Origin of the sequence: Fusibacter paucivorans, from assembly GCF_018390735.1 — a bacterium.
GTDB lineage: Bacteria > Bacillota > Clostridia > Peptostreptococcales > Acidaminobacteraceae > Fusibacter > Fusibacter paucivorans.
The window spans coordinates 100,485-122,981 of sequence record NZ_JAHBCL010000010.1 but is presented as its reverse complement, the minus strand read 5'-3'; the positions used below and the strand labels follow the sequence as shown (position 1 = coordinate 122,981).

The 22,497-nt window shown below is 42.0% G+C and carries 20 protein-coding genes; 14 read left to right on the top strand and 6 right to left on the bottom strand.

What is annotated here, in order from left to right:
- Positions 1 to 17 precede the first annotated feature (17 nt).
- The 6 genes from KHM83_RS07380 (at position 18) to KHM83_RS07355 (ending at position 8,931) form a co-directional block, all read left to right on the top strand.
- Positions 18 to 1,727, top strand: a complete 1,710-nt coding sequence (locus KHM83_RS07380) for a sigma 54-interacting transcriptional regulator (protein WP_213236353.1) — start codon at positions 18 to 20, stop codon at positions 1,725 to 1,727.
- Between the two features lie 319 nt (positions 1,728 to 2,046).
- The gene (locus tag KHM83_RS07375; protein WP_213236352.1) at positions 2,047 to 2,523 is read left to right on the top strand and encodes a hypothetical protein; all 477 of its coding nucleotides are present in this window, start codon (positions 2,047 to 2,049) and stop codon (positions 2,521 to 2,523) included.
- A 10-nt stretch (positions 2,524 to 2,533) separates the two neighbouring features.
- The gene (locus tag KHM83_RS07370; protein ID WP_213236351.1) at positions 2,534 to 3,889 is read left to right on the top strand and encodes a GntP family permease; all 1,356 of its coding nucleotides are present in this window, start codon (positions 2,534 to 2,536) and stop codon (positions 3,887 to 3,889) included.
- A gap of 32 nt (positions 3,890 to 3,921) precedes the next feature.
- Positions 3,922 to 5,466, top strand: a complete 1,545-nt coding sequence (locus KHM83_RS07365; protein ID WP_213236350.1) for an acyl CoA:acetate/3-ketoacid CoA transferase — start codon at positions 3,922 to 3,924, stop codon at positions 5,464 to 5,466.
- Positions 5,467 to 5,546: 80 nt separating this feature from the next.
- Complete coding sequence (gene fabG / locus KHM83_RS07360) at positions 5,547 to 6,266, top strand: 3-oxoacyl-ACP reductase FabG (protein WP_213236349.1); 720 nt, start codon at positions 5,547 to 5,549, stop codon at positions 6,264 to 6,266.
- A 235-nt stretch (positions 6,267 to 6,501) separates the two neighbouring features.
- Positions 6,502 to 8,931, top strand: coding sequence for an EAL domain-containing protein (locus KHM83_RS07355; RefSeq protein WP_213236348.1), 2,430 nt, complete (start codon positions 6,502 to 6,504; stop codon positions 8,929 to 8,931).
- Here KHM83_RS07355 and KHM83_RS07350 read toward each other — a convergent pair.
- Entirely contained in the window at positions 8,852 to 9,055 is a 204-nt protein-coding gene (locus tag KHM83_RS07350; RefSeq protein WP_213236347.1) for a DUF4250 domain-containing protein, read from the bottom strand. The genes KHM83_RS07355 and KHM83_RS07350 overlap by 80 nt on opposite strands.
- Before the next feature lie 250 nt (positions 9,056 to 9,305).
- On the opposite strand from KHM83_RS07350, the gene KHM83_RS07345 reads away from it, so the two are divergent.
- Positions 9,306 to 11,162 carry an HD-GYP domain-containing protein gene (locus KHM83_RS07345; protein WP_213236346.1) on the top strand — a complete coding sequence of 619 codons (1,857 nt, stop codon included), beginning with the start codon at positions 9,306 to 9,308 and terminating at the stop codon, positions 11,160 to 11,162.
- 120 nt (positions 11,163 to 11,282) lie between these two features.
- Here KHM83_RS07345 and KHM83_RS07340 read toward each other — a convergent pair whose 3' ends face one another.
- A complete protein-coding gene (locus KHM83_RS07340) occupies positions 11,283 to 12,167 on the bottom strand; it encodes a metallophosphoesterase family protein (RefSeq protein WP_213236345.1) in 885 nt (294 codons plus the stop codon).
- A gap of 38 nt (positions 12,168 to 12,205) precedes the next feature.
- Positions 12,206 to 13,270, bottom strand: a complete 1,065-nt coding sequence (locus tag KHM83_RS07335) for an HD domain-containing phosphohydrolase (protein ID WP_213236344.1) — start codon at positions 13,268 to 13,270, stop codon at positions 12,206 to 12,208.
- A 115-nt stretch (positions 13,271 to 13,385) separates the two neighbouring features.
- Here KHM83_RS07335 and KHM83_RS07330 point away from each other — a divergent pair, with 115 nt between their 5' ends.
- Entirely contained in the window at positions 13,386 to 15,071 is a 1,686-nt protein-coding gene (locus KHM83_RS07330; RefSeq protein WP_213236343.1) for a sensor histidine kinase, read from the top strand.
- 79 nt (positions 15,072 to 15,150) lie between these two features.
- Here KHM83_RS07330 and KHM83_RS07325 read toward each other — a convergent pair whose 3' ends face one another.
- Complete coding sequence (locus KHM83_RS07325; RefSeq protein ID WP_213236342.1) at positions 15,151 to 16,035, bottom strand: ADP-ribosylglycohydrolase family protein; 885 nt, start codon at positions 16,033 to 16,035, stop codon at positions 15,151 to 15,153.
- 79 nt (positions 16,036 to 16,114) lie between these two features.
- A complete protein-coding gene (locus KHM83_RS07320; RefSeq protein WP_213236341.1) occupies positions 16,115 to 16,651 on the bottom strand; it encodes a cob(I)yrinic acid a,c-diamide adenosyltransferase in 537 nt (178 codons plus the stop codon).
- Between the two features lie 170 nt (positions 16,652 to 16,821).
- On the opposite strand from KHM83_RS07320, the gene KHM83_RS07315 reads away from it, so the two are divergent.
- The 6 genes from KHM83_RS07315 (at position 16,822) to KHM83_RS07290 (ending at position 21,474) form a co-directional block, all read left to right on the top strand.
- A complete protein-coding gene (locus tag KHM83_RS07315) occupies positions 16,822 to 17,514 on the top strand; it encodes a hypothetical protein (protein WP_213236340.1) in 693 nt (230 codons plus the stop codon).
- Positions 17,515 to 17,925, top strand: coding sequence for a nucleoside-diphosphate kinase (ndk, locus tag KHM83_RS07310; protein WP_281415033.1), 411 nt, complete (start codon positions 17,515 to 17,517; stop codon positions 17,923 to 17,925).
- A 35-nt stretch (positions 17,926 to 17,960) separates the two neighbouring features.
- Positions 17,961 to 18,827 (top strand): nitroreductase family protein, encoded by an 867-nt coding sequence (locus KHM83_RS07305; protein ID WP_213236339.1) that lies wholly within the window; start codon positions 17,961 to 17,963, stop codon positions 18,825 to 18,827.
- Positions 18,828 to 18,900: 73 nt separating this feature from the next.
- On the top strand, positions 18,901 to 19,533 hold the full coding sequence (locus tag KHM83_RS07300; protein WP_213236338.1) for an NUDIX hydrolase: 633 nt from the start codon (positions 18,901 to 18,903) through the stop codon (positions 19,531 to 19,533).
- A 100-nt stretch (positions 19,534 to 19,633) separates the two neighbouring features.
- On the top strand, positions 19,634 to 20,548 hold the full coding sequence (argC, locus tag KHM83_RS07295) for an N-acetyl-gamma-glutamyl-phosphate reductase (protein ID WP_213236337.1): 915 nt from the start codon (positions 19,634 to 19,636) through the stop codon (positions 20,546 to 20,548).
- A 110-nt stretch (positions 20,549 to 20,658) separates the two neighbouring features.
- Entirely contained in the window at positions 20,659 to 21,474 is an 816-nt protein-coding gene (locus KHM83_RS07290) for a response regulator (protein WP_213236336.1), read from the top strand.
- Between the two features lie 23 nt (positions 21,475 to 21,497).
- Here KHM83_RS07290 and KHM83_RS07285 read toward each other — a convergent pair whose 3' ends face one another.
- Complete coding sequence (locus KHM83_RS07285; protein WP_213236335.1) at positions 21,498 to 22,235, bottom strand: NAD-dependent protein deacylase; 738 nt, start codon at positions 22,233 to 22,235, stop codon at positions 21,498 to 21,500.
- Positions 22,236 to 22,497: the final 262 nt, after the last annotated feature.

The window sequence follows — 22,497 nt, the reverse complement described above, 5'->3', positions numbered from 1 at the left end:
CAGATGAGGGGGATTTGGTGACACTATTTGACTATTTTCACGAAAACAGTGCTATTTTTGATGAAATGCGCAACGCGATTATTATTATTGATCTAAAGGGTGTTGTTAAGTTTATCAATGTCAGAGCGTTGGAACTTTTGGATTTGACAAAGGAATATGCAACGGATCGATATATTCTGGAAGTCTATGCCGAATCCGAGCTCGAACGCATTGTGAAAACAGAAACTGCTGAGCGGGACGTTCGCATTATTGTTCGCAATCATATCTGTATTACATCTCGGCTGCCGTTTTATTTAGACGGCAAACTCGTTGGGGCTATTGCAATCTTTGATGATATCACAAAATTCGAAAACTTGAATTTGCGACTTGAAGCCGAACGCAGCGAGATGGCGATTTTAAAAACTGTTTTGGAATTGGCTTACGATGGTATTGTCGTCGTCAATAAGGATGGTTATATCACGATGCTTTCAGATGCGTACAAGCGTTTTTTAGGACGCGAAGATGATGCCGTTATCGGCAAGCACGTTACGGACATTATTGAAAATACCAGAATGCACATTGTTGCGAAGACGGGCATACCGGAAATTAATGATTTTCAGGAAATCCGCGGTGATTATATGGTAGCGACGCGGATCCCCTATTATGTGGATGGCAAACTTGCTGGCGCCATCGGCAAAGTTATATTTAGGAATGTATCAGAACTGCACAATATCAATAAAAAATACAATAAGATTGAACAGGAACTTCGCAATTTAAAATCAGAAATCAGCAATCTGCATCGTGCAAAGTATTCGCTCGATCACATTATTACAGGCAACCTCCAAATGGACAAGCTTAAACAGTATGTGCGAAAAATTGCTCATACGCGTTCCAATGTGCTTATCCAAGGTGAAAGCGGCACTGGCAAGGAATTATTTGCACATGCTATCCACAATGAAAGCCAGCGATCAGAGATGCCTTTTGTTTCTGTTAATTGTGCGGCGATTCCTGAGCACTTGTTAGAATCAGAATTATTTGGGTATGAAAAAGGTGCTTTCACCGGTGCCGATAAAAACGGAAAGATTGGAAAATTCGAATTGGCTGATCAAGGGACGATATTCCTCGATGAGATTGGTGATATGCCCTTGCAAATGCAGGCAAAAATTTTGCGGGTTATTCAGGAAGGCGAAGTGGAGCGCGTAGGCTCCAATCGTCCGAAACAAATAGATGTTCGAGTGATTGCGGCAACCAATAAGAATCTCAGGGAAATGGTAGAGGAAAAAACTTTCCGTGAAGATCTGTATTACAGGCTGAACGTCATTAATTTGTCGATACCGCCGCTGAGGGATCGCAAAGAAGATATTATTCTGTTGTCAAAGCATTTTTTAGAAACGTTAAATCGTCAAAATCACGGCAAAATTAAAGGCGTTTCAGAAAAAGCGCAACTTTTGTTGACATCTTATCAGTGGAAAGGCAATATTAGAGAGCTTCGCAACGTCATTGAGCGCGCTTATAACATTATTGAGGGTGAAGAATACATTCAACCGTACCATTTGCCGATGCAGCTCAAGGCGACTGAAGACGATTATGTAGGCGATCCGCTACGCGTCGTGATGGAGAATGTCGAGAAAAAAATTATTTTAGAAAGACTTTTATACTTTAAAGGGAATAAGACGAGAACGGCTGAAGACCTTGGAATTTCAAGGATGGCGCTGCATAAAAAATTAGAAAAATTCGACTTGAAATAGAAGTGACCAAAAATTGCACACTTGCAAATTGTAAACTTATATTTACAGTAGGTGATGCTTCGACATATCTGTAATGTTTGATTGACATAGTACAAAAAAAGCGAAAAGAAAGTGTAAATTAAATTTTACACTTTTTTTGTTTTTTTGTTGTACAATAGGATTTTTTTGGCAAAAAAACGTAAAAATTCGACATTTCACTGTATATTTGGGTAAATAATTACTCGTAAAGTTGGCATGTGTATTGCATATTAAATAAGGAGTGGAGGTGAATGATTATTATTATGTTTAGGAGGTTTGGCTTTTTATGATGGGAGCGATTATGAAACCACGTATTTTGAACTTGGTCTATCAGGCGTTGCTAATCTTTACGTTAACGCAGCAGATTTATTGGCCTCAGGAGTACAAGTACATGCACTTGGCAGTGCTCGTGGTCAGGATGCTTCTCACAGAGATGTATCAACAGGATTATCGTGCATTCAAGATGGATTACTGGTTTGCGCCGTTAATTGCCATAACGACGATTGTTTCCATTATTGAAAAATCTGCCGGCATCCAACTCAGTATGATTTATTTAGTGAGCCTAATGGCGGCAACCTATTTGCTTCTAAGAATGATTGGCAATGTCATTCATGATTCAAAGCAACCGGATGTCGCTGAGAAAATGGTACCAAAACATGTTGAAGTGCTTGAAAAAGGCCGTAAATTCATATTTACCATTTTCTACTTAATGTACGCGACCATTTTAGTGTCGATGACTTACACATTTTATGTCATTATTCAATTATTGATCAGTTAGGGGGATTTAGATGTTAGGTGTACTCTCGATTATATTAACTTTAGTATGTTTAATGTATTTTGCTTATCGAGGCATTACCGTTTTGATCTTAGCACCAATTCTCGCGATGTTGGCAGCGCTTATGTCAGGTGAAATTCCACCGCTTTACGCACTTTCCAATATCTTTATGCCAGCCGCAACCGGCTATATTTCTTCGTATTATCCTGTCTTTTTAGCAGGCGCAATCTTTGGTAAACTCATGGACGTTACAGGTGCTGCAACCTCAATTGCACACTTTATTTCAGCAAAGTTTGGTAAAAAACATGCGATCGCAGCAGTTATCGTGGCAACGGGTCTGTTGACATATGGTGGGGTTTCACTATTCGTTGTCGTTTTCGCTATGTATCCAATCGGCGCAATGCTCTACAAAGAAGCAGATGTACCAAAGCGTTTATTGCCTGCAGCAATTGCCGGCGGTGCTTTCACCTTCACAATGACAGCACTTCCTGGCTCACCGCAATACCTTAACACAATGCCGACAGTTTATTTCGGTACAGATATTTATGCAGGTCCAATTCTTGGGATCATTGCAGCAGCAATCATGTTCTTCGGCGGCGTATGGTGGTTAAATAGAAGAGCCGCTCAAGCCAATGCAGCAGGCGAAGGTTACGGCGATCATGAAAATGAAGGTTTACATGATTTTGAAGGTGATTTACCGAATGTTGGTTTATCATTTGCACCAATCGCCATGGTATTCCTGTTGAATTACTTCTTCACAAAAGTCTACTTCACAATGCCTTCTGTCATGGCAAAATATGAAGCCATTGGCGGTAGCGTCAACGGTACTTGGCCAGTTGTTCTCGGTCTTTCAATTTCGGTTGTCTTCATTTTGATTGCCATGAGAAAATACCTTGTCAATACCAACAAAGTTATGTTTGACGGTGCAGTGGGCGCCCTTCTGCCAATTTTCAACACTGGTTCAGAAGTTGGTTACGGCGGCGTAATCAAATCACTTGCTGCATTTACAACTGTAAAAGGTATGATCGTTGCAATGTCAATTCCATCAATCTTCAAAGTAGCAATTTCTACAACATTGCTTGCCGGTATCGTTGGTTCATCATCCGGTGGTACAGCGATTGCACTCGAAGTTTTATCAGACGAATTCTTGTCTATGGGGATCAACCCACAGGCATTGCACAGAATTATGCTCTTAGCTTCCGGTGGTCTTGACTCATTGCCGCATTGTGGTGCCGTTATCACATTGCTTTCCGTATGTAAATTAACACATAAAGAAAGCTACGGCGACATCGCGGTATTGACAATGGTATTACCGCTTATCTCAGTTGTTGTAACGTCACTCGTTTATCTGACAACAGGTCTTGTATAAGAAACAGTTGATTTAAATATTAGGAGGCTATCATGAATAAAGTGATGACACTTGAATCGGCAATCGCCATGATCAAAGATGGCGCAACGCTTGCATCTGGTGGTTTTGTAGGGAATATGCATCCTGAAGCATTGAGCAGAGGGGTCGAAGACGCATTTTTAAAAGAGGGACATCCACGCGATTTAACGTTGGTCTATGCAGCGGGTCAAGGCGATGGCAAGAACAGAGGTCTAAATCACTTTGGTCATGAAGGGCTTGTGAAAAAAGTTGTTGGCGGACACTGGGGGCTGGCGCCTAAATTAGGCAAGCTGGCACTCGATGAAAAAATAGAAGCCTACAATTTTCCACAGGGCGCAATTTCTCATCTCTTTAGAGCAATCGCCGCAGGAACACCTGGGGTTATTACGAAGGTTGGTCTAAAAACCTTCGTTGACCCTAGATTAGAAGGCGGAAAAATTAATAAGAGCGCGACAGAAGATTTAGTAGAGGTCGTGACACTGAATAACGAAGAATGGCTATTTTATAAAGCATTTCCAGTAGATGTTGCACTTGTCAGAGGAACCTATGCAGATTCATTTGGCAACTGTACATTTGAAAGAGAAGCAGCGAGCCTCGAAATGTTATCGATCGCTCAAGCTGTTAAAAATTCAGGCGGAATCGTAATTCTGCAAGTTGAAAAAGTTGTTGCAGACGGCACGTTGAACCACAAACTCGTTAAATTACCAGGCATTTATGTTGATGCGATTGTGGAAGCAGATCCTTCTGAGCACATGCAGACTTTTGCAGAGCAGTACAACCCGTCTTACAGTCAAGATATCAGAATTCCAATGAAAAGCATACCAGCATTGCCGCTGAATGAACGCAAGATTATCGCGCGTAGAGCAGCAATGGAGTTAAAGGAAAACGCCATTATGAACTTGGGTATAGGGATGCCCGAAGGTGTTTCCATGGTAGCAGCTGAAGAGGGCATTGAGGGTCTGATCTTGACGACTGAAGCAGGGACAATCGGCGGTATTCCTGCCGGAGGTCAAAGCTTTGGTGCAGCGATCAATCCAGATATGATTATCGACCAGCCGTATCAATTCGATTTCTACGATGGCGGTGGTTTGGATGTGACATTCCTCGGTCTTGCCCAATGTGACAAGCAAGGTAATGTCAACGTTTCCAAGTTCGGTATTAAAGTACCTGGCTGCGGTGGCTTCATCAATATTTCTCAAAATGCGAAAAAAGTTGTCTATTGCGGCACTTTTACAGCAGGTGGTTTGGAAATCGCAGTTGAAGATGGCAAACTCGTTATAGCAAACGAAGGTAGAGCGAAAAAGTTCAATGAAACTTGTGAACAAGTTACTTTCTCCGGTGAATATGCTTATGAAATTAAGCAGCCTGTTATCTACGTAACGGAGAGAGCAGTATTTGAACTGACAGAAGAGGGCTTGACCCTTACTGAAATCGCACCTGGCGTGGATCTTGAGAAAGATATATTAGCACAGATGGCATTTAGGCCAGCAATTGCCAAAGATCTCAAGATGATGGATGAGAGAATCTTCAGACCGGAAGTAATGAACTTAAAATTATAAAATAAGCAACCATTGAGTATGCCGGCAGCTATTTATCGGTTGCCGGCATTACTCACATTTATAAATAAGGAGTGAGTATAATGAGATTAGAAGGAAAAGTAGCAGTCGTAACAGGTGGTGCACAGGGTATTGGCCGCGCAATTTCTGAAACTTTTGCGAAAGAGGGCGCAAAAGTAATCGCTGTGGATATGCAAGAAGCAACTTTTGATACAGAAATGATCAAAGGTTACAAACTTAATATCACAGACAGAGATGCCATTGCTAAGTTTGTCGAAGAAACAGTTGCATCATATGGTCACATTGACATTCTTGTCAACAATGCAGGGATTACAAGGGATGCATTGATTAACAAGATGACTGAAGACATGTGGGACATGGTTATCAATGTTAACCTTAAAGGTGTCTTTAACATGGCACAGGCCATTGGGCCGCACATGATGGAAATTGGTAAAGGCAGCATTATCAACATCGCTTCAGTTGTAGGTGAATTTGGTAATGTCGGTCAATCCAATTATGCAGCGACAAAAGCTGGTGTTATTGGTATGGCGAAAACATGGGCTAAAGAGTTTGCGCGCAAAGGCGCTGCTGTTCGCTGCAACAGTGTTGCCCCTGGTTATGTCAATACCGATATGATGAAGACAGTCCCTGATAAGGTACTTGATCCAATCAGACAAAAGACGATGCTCGGCAGACTTGGTGAGCCGCAGGAAATCGCCAATGCAGTGCTTTTCTTAGCAAGTGATGAATCGTCGTTTGTGACAGGTCATAACTTGTCCGTCAACGGTGGCTTAAGACTTTAGGATATCACGATCATATGCAGTAAATATTCCAACAACACAATCAGTCGACTCATGTGTATTATTCAATGAGTCGGCTTTTTTGATAGCCATTTTGCCATCATTCAGCAGGTCAACGATTGTTCTATAGGAATTTGCGATAGATACGCACCTGTGAAAAGATGTGTAGAGATAACAAACATTGGATTGATAGGTGTTCAAACGGGTATATATAAGCTAATACCAGCAGGGGGTTTTTATGATTGGGTTTAATTATATGCTCACCGCTTTTTTTGCATATGGACTGTTGTTTTCACTTATTTACCTTCAAATTAAATATCGTCCGCTATCGTTGAAGCGTGCTGAATCACCAATCAGACGAGGGTTGATGTTAGGGTCAGCCGCCGTTTTTCTCATGGTGCTCGTCGATCTTACAGCGATACAGGATATGTCAGATGGGCGATTTGCCATTTTGATATTGGCGATTGTCTGTTATGATCTTAGTACGGCATTGATTCCCTTCGGTATGATCAATGCCTATATTTTTCTGATTCAGCGCGGAAATGTGATTGAAAGCTTTGTTGCGACGCTGCTGACAATTGTCATAGCAGAGGTGTATCGTCATTATATTTATAAGCGTCCGCATCGCTATATATCACTGGCGCTGACAACGATTGTAATTGGTGTAGCCAATATCATGACGACAATGATGATAGCGCCGAATAATCCCTATTTAAATATGGTTGAAAATAATATGTTTGCGGGGCTGTCGATGTTTGCACTCGTTGTTGTTGCGCTGTGTTATCTCGTGGATAGTGAACGTCATATCCATCGCCAGATCGAAGATCTTTACCTCGCAAAGGAAGATCTTGAAACGCAGAATGAAGAAATTCGAACGCTTTATGACAATGTCCGTCAAGCAGAGTTGTCCTTAAAGCAAAACTATGAGACACTGGACGAATATCGCTGGCGGCTGGAAACATCTGAAAAAAGGTATGAACGTGTGCTGGACGCCAGTTGTGAAGGATTTTTCGACTATTATCCGATTACAAAAGTTTGGTTTTTATCGAAGCGGTTTTGTGAACTTTTATCCTATCCGGAATCGGAATCGAATCGACTGGCGATTGAATGGTTTGAACACATTCCCTTAATACACAAAAGTGTCGAAATGTATTTTAACAGTGCTGCGGTATGGCCGGATGATCGCGTTATTTCGCTTGAGATTCAAATAGCCGATAAGCATGGCTATCTTAAATGGTTTTTGTTTAATGCTATTGCGGATATAGACGGTTTTCATCGTCTTCAGCGTGTTACGGGGTCTATTTTGGATATTCATCAACGTAAAATTGAACAGGAAAAAGTAGAGTTCTATGCTTTTCACGACCCAATTACGGGCTTTTTAAATGCTGATTATTTTACAGAAACCATGAAGAAGTATATGCTGACGTCAAATGAAAGCTTATTGGTTTTTTATGTTAGTATTGCACGTTATGATAAGCTGATGCAAGTCTACGGGAAAAAAGTGATTGAAGCATTGCAGTATCAGCTCGGCAATGATATTAAAAACATATTTGGTCACTTTTCCATTTTTAGCGTCATACAGGCAGGCACTTTTGGCGTATTGGTTCTGCAAAAGGATCAATACTACGATACGTTGGTCGATGGCGTTGCTGCGCTTTCGAGGCAATACGAAAGACCTGTTCATATTTTCAATGTTGATGTTCAGTGTACGCTGATGTTTCCCTATTATGAGTATCGCGGAAATGAAACAACTGAAACCATCCTCGATCGGCTGGAAGAAACACGAACATTCTGTGATGAGACACATTACTATGGCAAGTTAAAAGCATTTGACTGGGATTATTTTAATCGCAAAGTATTTGTAAAAGAAATCTCTGCTTATTTAAGAACAGCAATGATGGAATCGCTTTTTGAAGTCTATTATCAACCGCAGATTAAATATGAAAACGGTGTATTCAGCATATGGGGGTTTGAAGCGTTGGTAAGACTGCGCCATCCCAATTACGGTATGATTTCACCGGATGTTTTTATTGGACTGGCAGAAGAGTTGGGGGAGATTCACAGAATTGATGAGATTGTTTTAGAGAAGGCGCTGGGCTTTGGCAGAAAGATAGTCAACGGCGGGCAGGAGATCGGCATTGCAGTTAACCTGTCGTATATTGAACTCTTAAACACAGAACACATTCGTCGGATTATTGATAAAATAGTCAAAGCGCGAAGGGAAGGGATTTATATTGCAATTGAAATTACAGAATCGGCTATTGCAAAATATATTGATGAGGTTAGCGATAATTTAGAAGCCTTTCGAAAGGCTTCAATTGAAATCCATTTGGATGACTTCGGAACAGGATATTCTTCATTGAGTCAATTGGCTGAACTGCCGATTAGTACACTGAAAATTGATCGTACATTTATTGATGGGATGATGACGAGAAGCAAAGTGCTCAGTCTCGTCGAGACAATGTTGAAACTCGGAAGCCAGTTGGAGCTTCAGATTATTGCTGAGGGGATAGAAACAGAAGCGCAGCTGGAACAGCTGATTGCATTTGCCTGCAGTCGTTTTCAAGGGTATTTTTTTGCAAAGCCGCTCAAAGAGAAGGAGGCGATTGCGCTGCTACAGAAAGGAATTGACGTAAATCTTTTCGATAGACGTAACCAATTGCGTTGAGCTGATTACACAGGTCGGTTGGCACAATGTTTAAATCGTCGCAGAGTGCTTCAAGTGAAGGATAGGCGTCCCTTAGTTTGGTATTGATGAAACTTAACAGAATATACGGATCGTTTGGAATCATGTATTGCCTCCTAGGCGTTTCGGTTTAAAGGTGTATTCTTGCGAAACAATTTTCACAATGGTGTTTTTAGCCGACTGTTAGTTACGCTATCGTTTTGGATGAGTGCATATTGTGAAGATGGCGTGCTTTGACGCAAATTTGCTTTTTCCTCACATACGGATATGATACAATGAAAATGAAGCTAGCGTTTGTGAATATAAAGATGGTACAATCGACCAACATCGAACCTAATTTGTTGACGATGCAGAATATGAAAACTGATGGAGTTATGATGCAGCAAATATCATTGAAAAAAACATTTGTAGCCCTTATGATTATTTCAGGGCTTTTACTTTTTATATTATTATACCGCATATCCTACTATGAAAAAACGGTTGTTTCTTATAATGGTTATGTGAGCACCAGCATTGCCATGGTCTCTTCGCTGGATGAAATCGAAAAACACTATTACAAATACTTTGTCATTGCCGATATGCATCGCGACATACGCGATATGATTGACGGTGAAATTGAAAACCTTCGAACAGCCTTGAATCGTGCAGAACAAAATGGTATTTATGACGCTGAAATTGACACGGGCAATGTAACGATGATCGCAAAGCTAACGGATGATCTGGAGATGCGGATGAAAGACGATGCAACCTTTGATGAAAGGCTGATCGCTTCGACCTTAGACGACATTGAACAACTAAAAGCATATATTGCCAGAATTCGTCAGGATTCAATCGTCGTCATACGTGAAAATAATGTAAAATCAGGCTTCTTGAATGGGATTATGGTTGTTTATGATCTTTTGATACTCGTTTTGATTTTTATTATAGTCGATATGCAGCTTTTAAAGCCGCTAAAAAAATTCAGCGGCATTATTGATGATCGTTTGGCAAACAATGAAATGTCACCCCCTAAGATCGAGATGGGCATGCGACATGAGTTGGGCATTTTTGCAGAAAAATTAAATCATTTTACAGAACGGCTCTCAATGATTACAGAGCTCAATTCTAAAATATATGCCCAAAAAGATTTTGACGAAGTGATGGACTTTGTCTTCCGTGCCTGTAAACCTTTTTTGCCTTATAATCGATTTGCAATCGCCATTATTACAGAGGACGGTCAGTATATTCGAGCACTTCGAGCGAGAGCGGACTACACGGCACTGATGGGACGCAATTATCAGGAACCGCTTTCACGATCGTCAATAGCCGATGTGATTCGCAGTCGTAAAATTAGAATTATCAACGATTTGGAAGCTTATCTTGAATCGCATCCAAAATCCGAATCGACAAAAATTATCCTGGAAGAGGGCATTCGAGCATCAATGACAGTGCCGCTGCTGGTAGATCAGCAGGTCATTGGCGTCATCTTTTTCTCATCAAAACACAAAGATGCCTATAATGAAGCCCACATGCAGTTTGTAGATAGTTTAACCACATCGTTGGCCATTGCCTTTGAAAAGAGTTTTGTCTTTGACGATCTCATTTTGGCTTCTGTGAAAGGCTTCGCTAAAATTGTAGAATCGAAAGATTACGTGACGGGCAATCATATTGATCGCATGAGCATTTATGCAAAATTTGTTGCGGAGTGCCTATACAATGATGCTTTGTACGTTCAGCAGGTTGATGAGTCGTACATTGATAAAATTCTTAAATTCAGTCCGCTGCACGATATTGGAAAAGTAGGCATAAGCGAAGCGGTTTTAAATAAACCCGGAAAATTGACGGCAGAAGAGTTTGCCGTTATTAAAAAGCATACACTCATTGGATTTGATGTTTTGGTGAATATGACGGCAGGGATGTACGTCGATCGAAGTGATTACTTCAAGATTGCACGCGAAATCGCCAAGTCTCATCATGAGCATTATGATGGGACGGGGTATCCAGATGGGCTTTCTGGGGAGCAAATTCCACTTTCTGCACGCATTGTTGCAATAGCGGATGTCTTTGATGCCCTGACCAACGTAAGGCCATACAAAGAGGCTTACAGCTTTGAAACAGCTTGGGCAATGATTGTAAAAGGTCGCGGAACACATTTTGATCCGATGATTATTGATAGCCTAGCCCGTCATTTTGATGCCTTTAGTGCGCTGTACGAGCGCCTTAAGACTGTATGAATCAAATTGCCGAAAAACTATTTTTTAAAAACAATTTCAAAAAGAGTTGCTTAAAAGAATAAACCGACCCCTAAAAGCGAAGCTTAAAGACGACGCTTTTGGAGGCCGGTTTTATAATAATTAAAAATCAGCAATAGGCACGGGGCCGCGAACCACGCGGCGCTTGATTTTCAAACATCCTTCGAGATCAGGTGTAATGCGCCACTCAATTAAGGCAATCTCACCATTTTCGATTTCGATGCCCGTGATGTTTCGCGGATGAATGCAGCAGCCCGTATTAAAGTAAGGGCGTTCATTCTGTTTTGGGAATTTTGGCCGATGTGTATGCCCTGCGATCAATAGTTTGTCATTTAATGCAAGCCATTTATTGTAATTGCGTTCAATCTTGTGACGTTTGTGAACGTTTTTCGCAGGACTGGCTGGGTTGTGAAAACCGACGACATGCAGGTAACGCCAAAAGTGGCGGTTGAGGAATTTCATGACCGGCCAAATTTGATCATTGATAAAATCACCTTGGTGACCATGAACGACGAAGATTTCACGATTGCTTTCGGCATGATGTATGACAATGCCTTCGTGAACTTTAATATTCGGGAAGAGATGATCGGTGAAAGAAGTGTATTCATCATAAAAGGAAAAGAGCATTTGTTCAATGTGATGCTGATGTTTAAAGGCGATATTGTGATTGCCGTAGAGCATGATAAATCGCTGCTGATCAAAAAAAAGTCTCAGTAGAATGTAGACATCGCTGTGTGCATAGCGAATAACTTCAAACTTGCTGTGTTCCCAGAGTTCGTCACCATCACCGACTTCGACATAGGTAAAACCGTTGGCGTAATAATATTTTAATGCGTAAAAATACAGGTTCTGATTGTGAGCGAATTCGTCAGAAAGACTGTTGTCGCCCCGATGAACATCACTGAAAAAGATGAGTTTGGTCGTGTTGTCAATGGTAAAGTGCTCTGCATGTTCATATGCCTGATTTAAACGTTTTAATGTAAACATATTTTGCCTCGTACTTTCCAATTGACACTGTAAAAGTCTTAAGCATCCCGATAAATAGCATCAATGGCACCTTCGTGATACAAATCGTACAGTGTCTTGATAATGGTGAGATCAAGTTTGCCATTGTCGGCATCATGATCTAAGATGGCTTTAACCTCTTCAAAAGATAGAGCCCTACGATAAGGGCGATCAGAGTAGAGTGCATCGAAGATATCTGAAATAGCGACAATGCGTGTTTCAATGCCAATTGCATCTCCTTTTAACCCGTAAGGGTAGCCTGATCCATCGAGTTTCTCGTGATGTGAACGGACGATTGGCACACAGTCTTTCAGTGTCGAAATGGGCATAATGATATTAGCGCCGGATTCAGAATGCTCTTTCATGACTTCAAATTCTTCATAAGTGAGTCTCCCGGGTTTGTTTAAGATGACTTCAGGCGTGGCGACTTTACCAATATCATGGATAATGGCGCCGATCTCAATATTGTGAATTTGCGGCTCACTTAGGTTCAGGCGCTTGGCAAGTGCGATGGCGAGGTCTGCAACGCGCCTCGTATGCCCGTCAGTATAATGATCTTTTGCTTCGATCACATTGGATAAACTGAGAACCAGTTCGAGAACGTTGTCCATCTCACGATTGAAATCACGTCTTAAAAGCTCGTAAAGTCTTGAAATTTCTTGATTTTTCTTCTCGATGACAGTAATTTTTTGATGCAGAGCTGTTTCGAGTTCTGTTTTTTCAATACCATTCTGAATAATTTTTATCAATTCATTGTTATCCCAAGGTTTTTCCAGGTAATAGTAAAGACCTAAATCGTTAATACTGCGGATTGCGCTTTCTTTGTCGGAATAGCCGGTTAGCAAAATCGTAATAATATGCGGCTGCATTGTTTTAATCGCGGAAAGCAGCTCTAGGCCGTTCATGCCCGGCATGATGAAATCTGAAATGATCAAATCAATATGTTCGTTTTTGACAATGGAGCTGTTTAAGACATCAGAAGGGCTATTAAAAGTATAAACGGCATAATCCAGCATGAGCTCGATCAGAGTCGCAAGGGTGTTGGTAATCATGGGTTCGTCGTCGACGATGATAATTTTACGCATGTTAGTGCTCCTGTTTTCTGCGAGTTTAAGTTAGTGGCAATTAATGCCCGGATTGGGGTATAATAAGGCTGTAAGCTAAATATATTTTAACACAGAATAATTGATGAGGGCTATTATGAAACACACGATTAAACGAAAAATTGAGCGTTCCATGTTTATTGCCAATCTGTTGACACTTATCATCATTTTTGCAATCATCGTTCCGGTTTTCCTGTTGACATTATACCCTGTGACATACTTTATAACCAAGTCAGCGACAGATGATATCGTCAAAAGATATGAAGCGACACGTGAGAGTACAACATCGAAGGCGATGATCAATCAGGCATTTACAATGAACTATTCCATAGAGGAAATCATTCAAAACCTTGAAAGTGAGAATGCTGTTGCAATGGAGATGCCGGAGGGGATTGCGATTGATGATTCGGCGGTGATCGTCGTGGAAAGCGACAATGACGTCAAGCGATTGATGCTGATCTCAGGCGAAATCTATAATAATATCAACGATTTTCTCGAAGCCTATATGGTTAATATGGATATTTGCAATATTACAGTGACTGTTGATGATCGGATGCTCAGCTTGACAAAATCTGAAGAAATTGATACGAATGGCAAAGTGTATGCCATGATTAATACGCATCGGAAACGGATGCCCATCGTGAATGCTGACGGGAATCAAATTGGTGAACTCAGTATTGCAATGGACCCGCAGCTGCTCCAGATTATTTTAGTGCCCTATATTGCGACGCTTATCGTCATGTCGCTGCTTTCCATTCTCATTGTTAAAATTGTCAGCATGATGATGGCAAAGGGAATCATGCGGCCTCTCAGTCAGCTCAATAGTCAGTTGAAACGCATTGCAGCGTATCAAATCAATGAAGTGAGTCACTACACACTGGGTATCAAACGGCCACCGGAAGAAATTGCAGAGATGATCGCAAGTTCTAATGCTATTCATGATAAATTTAGAACGCTGCAAAGTACACTTGAAAATCAAAATGAAGAACTGACTGTTCAAAACGAAGAACTTGTGAAGAACCGTGAAATCATCGAAACGCAGCAAAAGCAGTTGATACAGAACGAAAAAATGGCTTCAGTCGGTCAAATTACCGCCGCTATTGTGCATGAAATCAATACGCCAGTCGGTGCTATTCGAAGCAACGCGCAAATGGCCGATATGATTCTTGGCCAATTTGAGCACAGCGAGGATATAACACGTATGCAGCAGCAGGCAGGCAAGATAAAAACGACCAACCAAATGGTGATTGAAGCCGCAGATCGCGTGATTGAAATTATTCGCAATATCAAACAGTTTTCTCGGATTGATCAGTCTAATTTTCAAGCTGCAGATTTGCGTGAAGGTATCGACAGCGTCCTGCTGCTGACGTCGAATTTGTGGAAGAGCCGTATTGAAATCATCAAAACGTATGAAGCGCTTCCCGCCGTTATGTGTTATGCTTCACTGTTGAATCAGGTATTTATGAATATCATCACCAATGCGATTGATGCCATAGAACGTACGGGACATATTTGGATCAGGCTATATCAGGAAGAGGCAAACGTCATTGTTGAGATAGCAGATGACGGCATTGGTATGCCGGAAGGCGTCATGGAAAGGATATTTGATCAGGGGTTTACGACAAAACCCATTGGCAAAGGCAGCGGCTTGGGGCTTGCACTCAGTCAGGATATTATGGCGAAGCACAATGGCAGCATTACTGTAGAAAGCACAGCGGGAGAGGGAACCACGTTCAAGGTGATTTTACCTTTTGCCACTGAAGAAACGTTTAAAGCGCATTAAAAAAACCGATACACGCATATTGTCACACATATGAGCCTATGTGTTTGCATAAGGTGTATCGGGGGCATAAGCAGATACATTAAACACGGTTGTGTTTAGTAAAACTCATGAGTAAATCTCGGCACGCGATCCCGTCAATAAGCGGTTTCGGAATGCCTTGGATACCCATTGCCGCACCGAGCAGCATGCCGATGAGCATACCGCGTGCTGCTGAATCGCCGCCTGCGAGCACATTGGCGCGCATGGCGCCCATGAAATCGTCAGGATACTCTAAAACGATAACCAGTGCGCTTGGCAGGGCAAAAGCCATGGCGCAGCTTTGACCTATTGTACGAATGCTGTCAGTGGTAGCGGCGCCCAGATGCTTGCGTGCGAGTGCCAGCCATTTGGCGCCGTCTTCATGTGCCGCAGCAATTTCATCGAGCGATTCGACTAACGTTTTGCCGATGACGAGTTCCATGAGAACGCAGGTGATGAAATCAGCTGCTGACAGTAGAGCAGGTGAATCATGCGTCATGCGAATGGCATCATGTAAATCGTCAAAGAGTGCTATGTCGTCGAAATGATATGTAATCAGCGGGGCGCACATGACAAAACCGCCAAGGTCATCTGAAGCAGAACCGGTTTTGAGGCCGGACTTTAGCAGCGGCAAACTGTCTTTTGTCGCTTTGTCGAGATAACCTTCGTAGTTTGACATCATATGCAGCCAATGCTGACGGTATGTTTCAAGCTGAAAGCCTTCACTAGAAGCAATACTTCTTAGCATTAAAAGTGCCTGATCGCCATAATGCGTCTGAGTACCTTTCGGCTTATTTTGATGGAAAGTATGTCGGACTGTTGGCCTGTATGCAGTATAATCTGAAAATGCCTCTCGTATTTGGCCTATATCATAAATCCAATGTGCAGGCAACGCAAAGGAATCACCAATCATTGCGCCGAATAAAAGACCTCTCAGTTTATCCATACAGTCCTCCTTGTGACGTATCGTCAATAAGTGTCAAAAGGTTTCGCTGAATTTTACTGTAATTGCGATTGACATCTTTCTATTTTTTGAAATTTACCAAGTTGAGTTCGGTTTCACTATAGCGAGCAACCGTGTAAAGCGTGTCTGAAAGTCTGTTGATAAATTTCATGAGTGCCTCCGGAACGGGTTCTTGTTCCGCAAGTGTTAGCATTCTGCGCTCGGCTCTTCTGCAGATTGTCCTTGAGACGTGCATGGAAGCGCTAAAGAAATTGCTGCCCGGAATAATGAATTGAAAGACTTCATCGCGATTCATTTTATCGAGATAATAATCAATAGTCTGTTCGAGCCAGCGGACATCTTCATCCGTGATTGGCTCGGGAAACTGGCTTGAATCCTTTGTGGCCAGCATACCGGCAACGTTAAAAAGAAGGCGCTGAATGCGGAAGAGCGCTTCTTTGACAGAAGCATCGCGACAGTATTGTCTCGCGACACCAATAGAGGCGTTGAGTTCATCAATTGTTCCGTAACTTTCAACACGGATGTCATTTTTCGGGACGCGGTGACCATCGTATAAGCTCGTTTGTCCCTTATCACCTGTCTTCGTGTATATTTTCATAAAATAGCCTCCAACAATACATTTTATATTTCCTCTTATAACCTTTTTTCAGAAATCTAATCGCAGAAATCATATTTTTGCAAAATGCTGTATACAAAATGTTATAATAGAGAGAGGTGCCGCAGTGAAGATCGTGGCAAGCAATTGGGACGTATTTGAGGGGTGAAGAATTGACGAAGAAAATAACAAAAGGGCTGATAAGCCTTGGATTTTTAGCAGTTGGTCTCAGTATGGCATTACATGGTCAAATTGGCAGGGGCGGTGCGACGATTACCCTTGCCGTTGCAGGGATGTACTGGGTTGAATACCGTGAGGGCATGCGCTATTTTGATGCAATTTTACAGCGTATTTTTGTATGTGTTTCATTGGATACAGTGGATGAGCTGACAGAGAATTTATCTAAACAAATGATCTATCGCCAAATCGCCAAAGAAGTTTCGGCGATGACGACACTATTGACCGCTTATTACAGTGGACAGTTTGAGATGGTTCGGAATGATCAGCAGGTATATTATGTGAAAAGGCTTCGACGCTGGCATGAAGCGATGGTATTGCACGCGAAGTTGGCATTAGGTGAAATATTGGATGAAACAATGCAGACTAAGATAAAGCGTCTGAAGTCCGAGGCGACAGATGCAATAGAGATCCGCAATATTGAACTGCTGACATTAAAATCGGAAACAATAACCATCGAGTCAGTCGCATCATTGCGTCAGATGGACAACAGCAATCTGCATACGGCTGAACTCAGCAGCCTGATGGCGACACTTGCAGATAATCCAAACAGACAGCGCACGTATCAGAAATCAGCGAATAATTTAGCACCAGAAACTTTTATATATCATCCGATAGAGGAGGTTTAAATGGCACAGTTGGAAAAAACGCTCGTCATTATCAAGCCGGATGCTGTAAAACGAGGGTTAATCGGTGAAATCATCAAACGCTATGAGGCAAAACAGCTGACAATAACAAAGATGATGATGCTGACGCCTTCACGAGACACGCTGGTAAAACACTATGCCGAGCATGAAGGCAAATCTTTTTTTGAAAATTTACTGGCTTTTATGATGTCAGGCGACGTCGTCGTCATGACGATTACGGGGCCAAATGCTGTTGCGCAGGTTCGAAAAATCAATGGTGCAACAAAGTTTTTAGACGCTGAAATGGGGACGATACGCGGCGACTATGGCGTGGATATTACGGCGAATCTCGTACATGGGGCCGATTCAACTGACAGCGCAAAGAAAGAGATAGATATTTGGTTTGGACTTTAAGGGGTTAGCAATGGCGATGAACTAGGAGGCACAGGATGCAATTTTCCAAAATCGAAGCGATTAAGAACAGACGCTCTGTTAGAACCTTTACAGCAGAGGCGCTGTCTCAGGAACACGTCGCTGAAATCAAGCAGTATCTGCATCATATTTACTACGAGATGGGGCCGTTTGGTAATAGAGCAGAATTTTATTATTCCAGAGTTAGCAACAACATTACCTCAAAAGGAGAAAAAATAGGGACTTACGGCGTTGTTAAGAATGCATCTGCCTATATTATTTCAGCATGTAAAGACACCCGTGAACATCTGATTGATCTGGGTTATCTGTTTGAAAAACTCATTATCTTTATGCAGCATTTAAACATCGGAAGCTGTTGGCTTGGCGGAACTTTCAAGCGCAACTTATTTTATGAGAAGTTTGATATTCACACGAGCAAACTGATCCCGGCGATTTCGCCAATTGGCTATGCAAAGCCCGGTCAGCGCCTTATTGAAACGACAATGCGAAAGATGGCGCAGTCTGATACGCGATTACCATGGGAAATGCTTTTTTTTCAAAATGATTTCAGTTTGCCGCTCAGTCACGAAGCGGCCGGTGTTTACGATATGGTCTTTGAAATGGTGCGAAGAGGGCCGTCGGCTTCAAATAAGCAGCCTTGGCGCCTCGTTTATGATCGCGAAAAGAACTGTGTTCATTTTTTCTTGGCACATACACCTAATTACGGCAATAAACTCAATTTTGATATGCAGTATTTGGATATTGGCATTGCCATGTATCATTTTGAAGCTTCCGTAACGGAAATGGGCCATGATCTCAAATGGGTGACAACTGAAATGCCGCCCATCAAAGTGCCGGATGAGCATTGTGAATTTGTTGCAACAGCATGTCTGTCATCTTATTAATGCTGCTGTATGAGAAGCGCGTTAAAGGATAGTCAATCATGACAAAACCATTTGAAAGGGAATGCGGCTATTGATGCAAAAGTATGAAACTGACGCAAACGCGTTATTGAAAGCAGCAGAGACCAATCGTGCAGAAGGAATGCAACCGTCTGAACCATATAGGGTTGAGCTTATAAATATGCTTGAAAACCATCTGCCGGCGTATGATGATGAGGCAGTTGCTAAAAAACGTATCATAACATTTTTAAAAGAAACACAACAGCCGTTTGGCAAAACGAATTTGGCGGGACATATCACTGCTTCTGCGTGGCTGATTAATTCGGCGGGCACCGAGGTACTGCTGACCCATCATTATAAGCTCAATCGTTGGTTGCAGCTTGGTGGGCATACGGAAATCGGTGAGACGATTATTGAGGCCGCCCGTCGTGAGGCATTAGAAGAATCAGGGCTGACTGATATCCAATTGGTGAGCGATGCGATTTTTGATCTTGACGTTCATGAAATTCCGACTTATCGTATGACGCCGTCACATATCCATTATGATATCCGCTTTATGTTTATGGCAGATTCAAAGGCCAAAACGACAGTCAATCGTGAATCTAAACAGCTCAAGTGGATACCGATTGATCAAGTGGCAATATATACCCGTGAATGGAGTGTTCTGAGAATGGTTCAAAAAACACCGGGATTTCTTAAGAACAAATAACGGCAATTGATGCCGCCTGCGAAAATGACGTTGAAACCCAACGTCATTTTTAGTATAATATTACATAATAACGAATAAAAATGCATTCGAGGTGAACAATATGATAAAACGCGTTTATGTTGATGGTCAACATGGTACAACAGGACTAGAAATTCAAAAGTATATTGAAAGACATCCGCATTTAACACTTGTTGAAATGCCGTATGAACAGCGACATGACCCGTCTGTGCGAAAAAAGATGCTAAATGACTGTGACATTGCTATTTTGTGTCTTCCGGATGTGGGGAGCCGGGAAGCGGTGTCGATGATTGAAAACAATCAAGTGGTCGTCATTGATACCAGTACTGCTTATCGAACGGATGATGCGTGGTGCTACGGCTTACAAGAATTATCAGCGGTGCAGGCTGAAGTGTTGAAAACATCAAAGCGCATTGCCAATCCGGGATGTCATGCAACGGCTGCAATTTTACTGATTAAACCCTTGATTGAAGCGGGGGTTCTCGATTCGGAAAGTGTGCTGAAACTCTATTCGATTACAGGGTATTCCGGCGGCGGGAAATCAATGATTAATGAATTTGAATCCGGCAATACGCTGCCGCCAAGGCATTATGCAATGACACTGAATCATAAGCATATCCCAGAGATGATGAAGCACTTGGGGCTAAAACGCAAACCAATGTTTATGCCTGTTGTGGGTGCCTATAAGCGTGGTATTGTCTTAAGTATGCCATTAGAGGGTGAAGAGCTGAAAAAAAAGGCAGATCGCGAGGCGCTGCTGGCAATTTACCAAGCGTATTATAAAAACTGCGAGTTTGCAAAAATTGGTTTAAACGATACCGGCGTTTTAAATGCTGAGACAATTGACTTTGGCAATCGATTCGAAATAGATGTTCACGGCAATGAAACGCAGTTCCTCTTTACTATTAAACTCGATAACTTGGGAAAAGGCGCCAGTGGTGCAGCGATCCAAACGTTAAATTTTATGTATGGCTGGCCGCTTAAAATGGGTATATAAATGAGAAACCGCTCATTAAGAATTAAGGTGTCAATAGAGCGCCTAGCGGTGTGAATGACAGTGACTGATGTGGCTTTACGACGTCAAATGGGATTTTTAGGGGGCTGTACGTGTTTAGGGTGTTGGTATATGATGAGGCGCAATATATTAGGTCAAAAGTGATTCGAATCTTAAAAACCTTTAAGATTGATGTGATTGAAGCTGGCTCACAGGCACAACTGAATTATTTGTCAAACGAAAACGGTTCGCGGTTTGATCTGATTTTAGCAGATGTCAATTTTGATTCTGACGGCGTTTCCAAGTGGCTTGAAAATTATATGGCAAACCATCCGTTTACACCACTCATAATCTATACTTCATCTGTAACGCGCGCGACACTGGTGAGCGGCTTAAAACTGGGCGCTAAGGATTATATTCTGAAGTCCAGTGATGATGATGTCTTTGTTGAAAGGGTTATGAAAAATTTGCAGGCTGGCGAAAGTGCTAAGACGGAAGAAGTCTATCTGAACCAGATCGTCTTTGACTTAAACACTTACTTGTCGGGAGAGCTCAGAAAGGCGCAAAAGGGTAGATACGAGCTGAGTATTGGTCTCAGCGTAATTCAGCCCATTGGTGAAAACATCACTGATAAGGATCTCAATTATGAAGAAGGCTCACGGATTATCAATCGCATTCGCCAGCATTATTGGGATACCGATCTGCTGATCCAGTATGGACCGCGTGGTTTCGTCAGTTTTTTTCCTTTTTGCGGTATTAATGAGACTGAAATTGTCGACGGTAAATTAAAGATGCTCTTTGCGACCATGCAGGAAAACAATGCAAACTTAAAGGGGTTTGCATTGATGAATACATTTGTTACCTATCCTAAAGACGGTATTGACCAGCAGAGCATTCTTGATAAAATGGGACGATTGCTGAAACAATAATTGATCGTGTGAAGCATTGATGATCACGTGGTACGGCGTACGAGACTACCAAAAACCTCGCCAAAGGGTGCACGAATAACGAGGTCGGCTCTGCCATCATAAGGTGTTTCATCACGATTGATCAGCACAAGGCGTTTGCCTCTGTAGTACTGCAAAAATCCAGCGGCAGGATAGACGACCAGAGATGTGCCGCAGACGATGAGCAAATCGGCACCGGCAATGGCCTTGATGGCACCACTGACGACATGATCATCAAGACCTTCCTGATAGAGGACAACGTCTGGTTTTAAGTTTCCACCGCATTTGGGGCATGTTGGCACTAATGATGACTGTTCGGATAAAATAGTGGCAGTATAGGGCGTGCGGCAATTAATGCAATGGTATTTAGCAAGTGTGCCATGTAATTCGAAAACATTTTTAGATCCGGCCATTTGGTGGAGACCGTCGATATTTTGGGTAATAATAGCATCAAGCATCCCTTCGCGTTCTAAAGATACCAGCGCATGATGTCCTTTGTGAGGCTGAATATCCGATTTGAGGAGATAGGTTTTGAGAAATTTGTAAAAGAGATCCGTATGATCGAAGTAAAAGTCGCGACTTAAGACCTCTTCTGGTCGAATGCCTTGAAAATCGATTTTGTAGAGACCGTCTTCCGACCGGAAATCAGGGACATTACTTTCGGTTGATGTGCCGGCACCTCCGAAAAAAACGGTTGAGTGTGATTCTTCAATCCATGCGGCGAGTTGTTTGATTTTGTCCATAGTTCACCTCCAGCAGCGAATCGGCGTGCCGCTGCATGCAATTAAAACGAAGTATAATATCGTATTTGTATTCATTGATTGACTCTATTATAATGAAATTGTCTGGATTTGTAAATTAATCCTAAGTTTAAAAAATGCCCTCTCGTTTGATAACGTATTCGAAAATGAAATCGGATGTTGTTGACAAGGCGAACATGAACGATGTCGTTATTTAAAATGTTTTTCATACACGTGAAGGTGTTTGCCGAAAAGAGAATATACA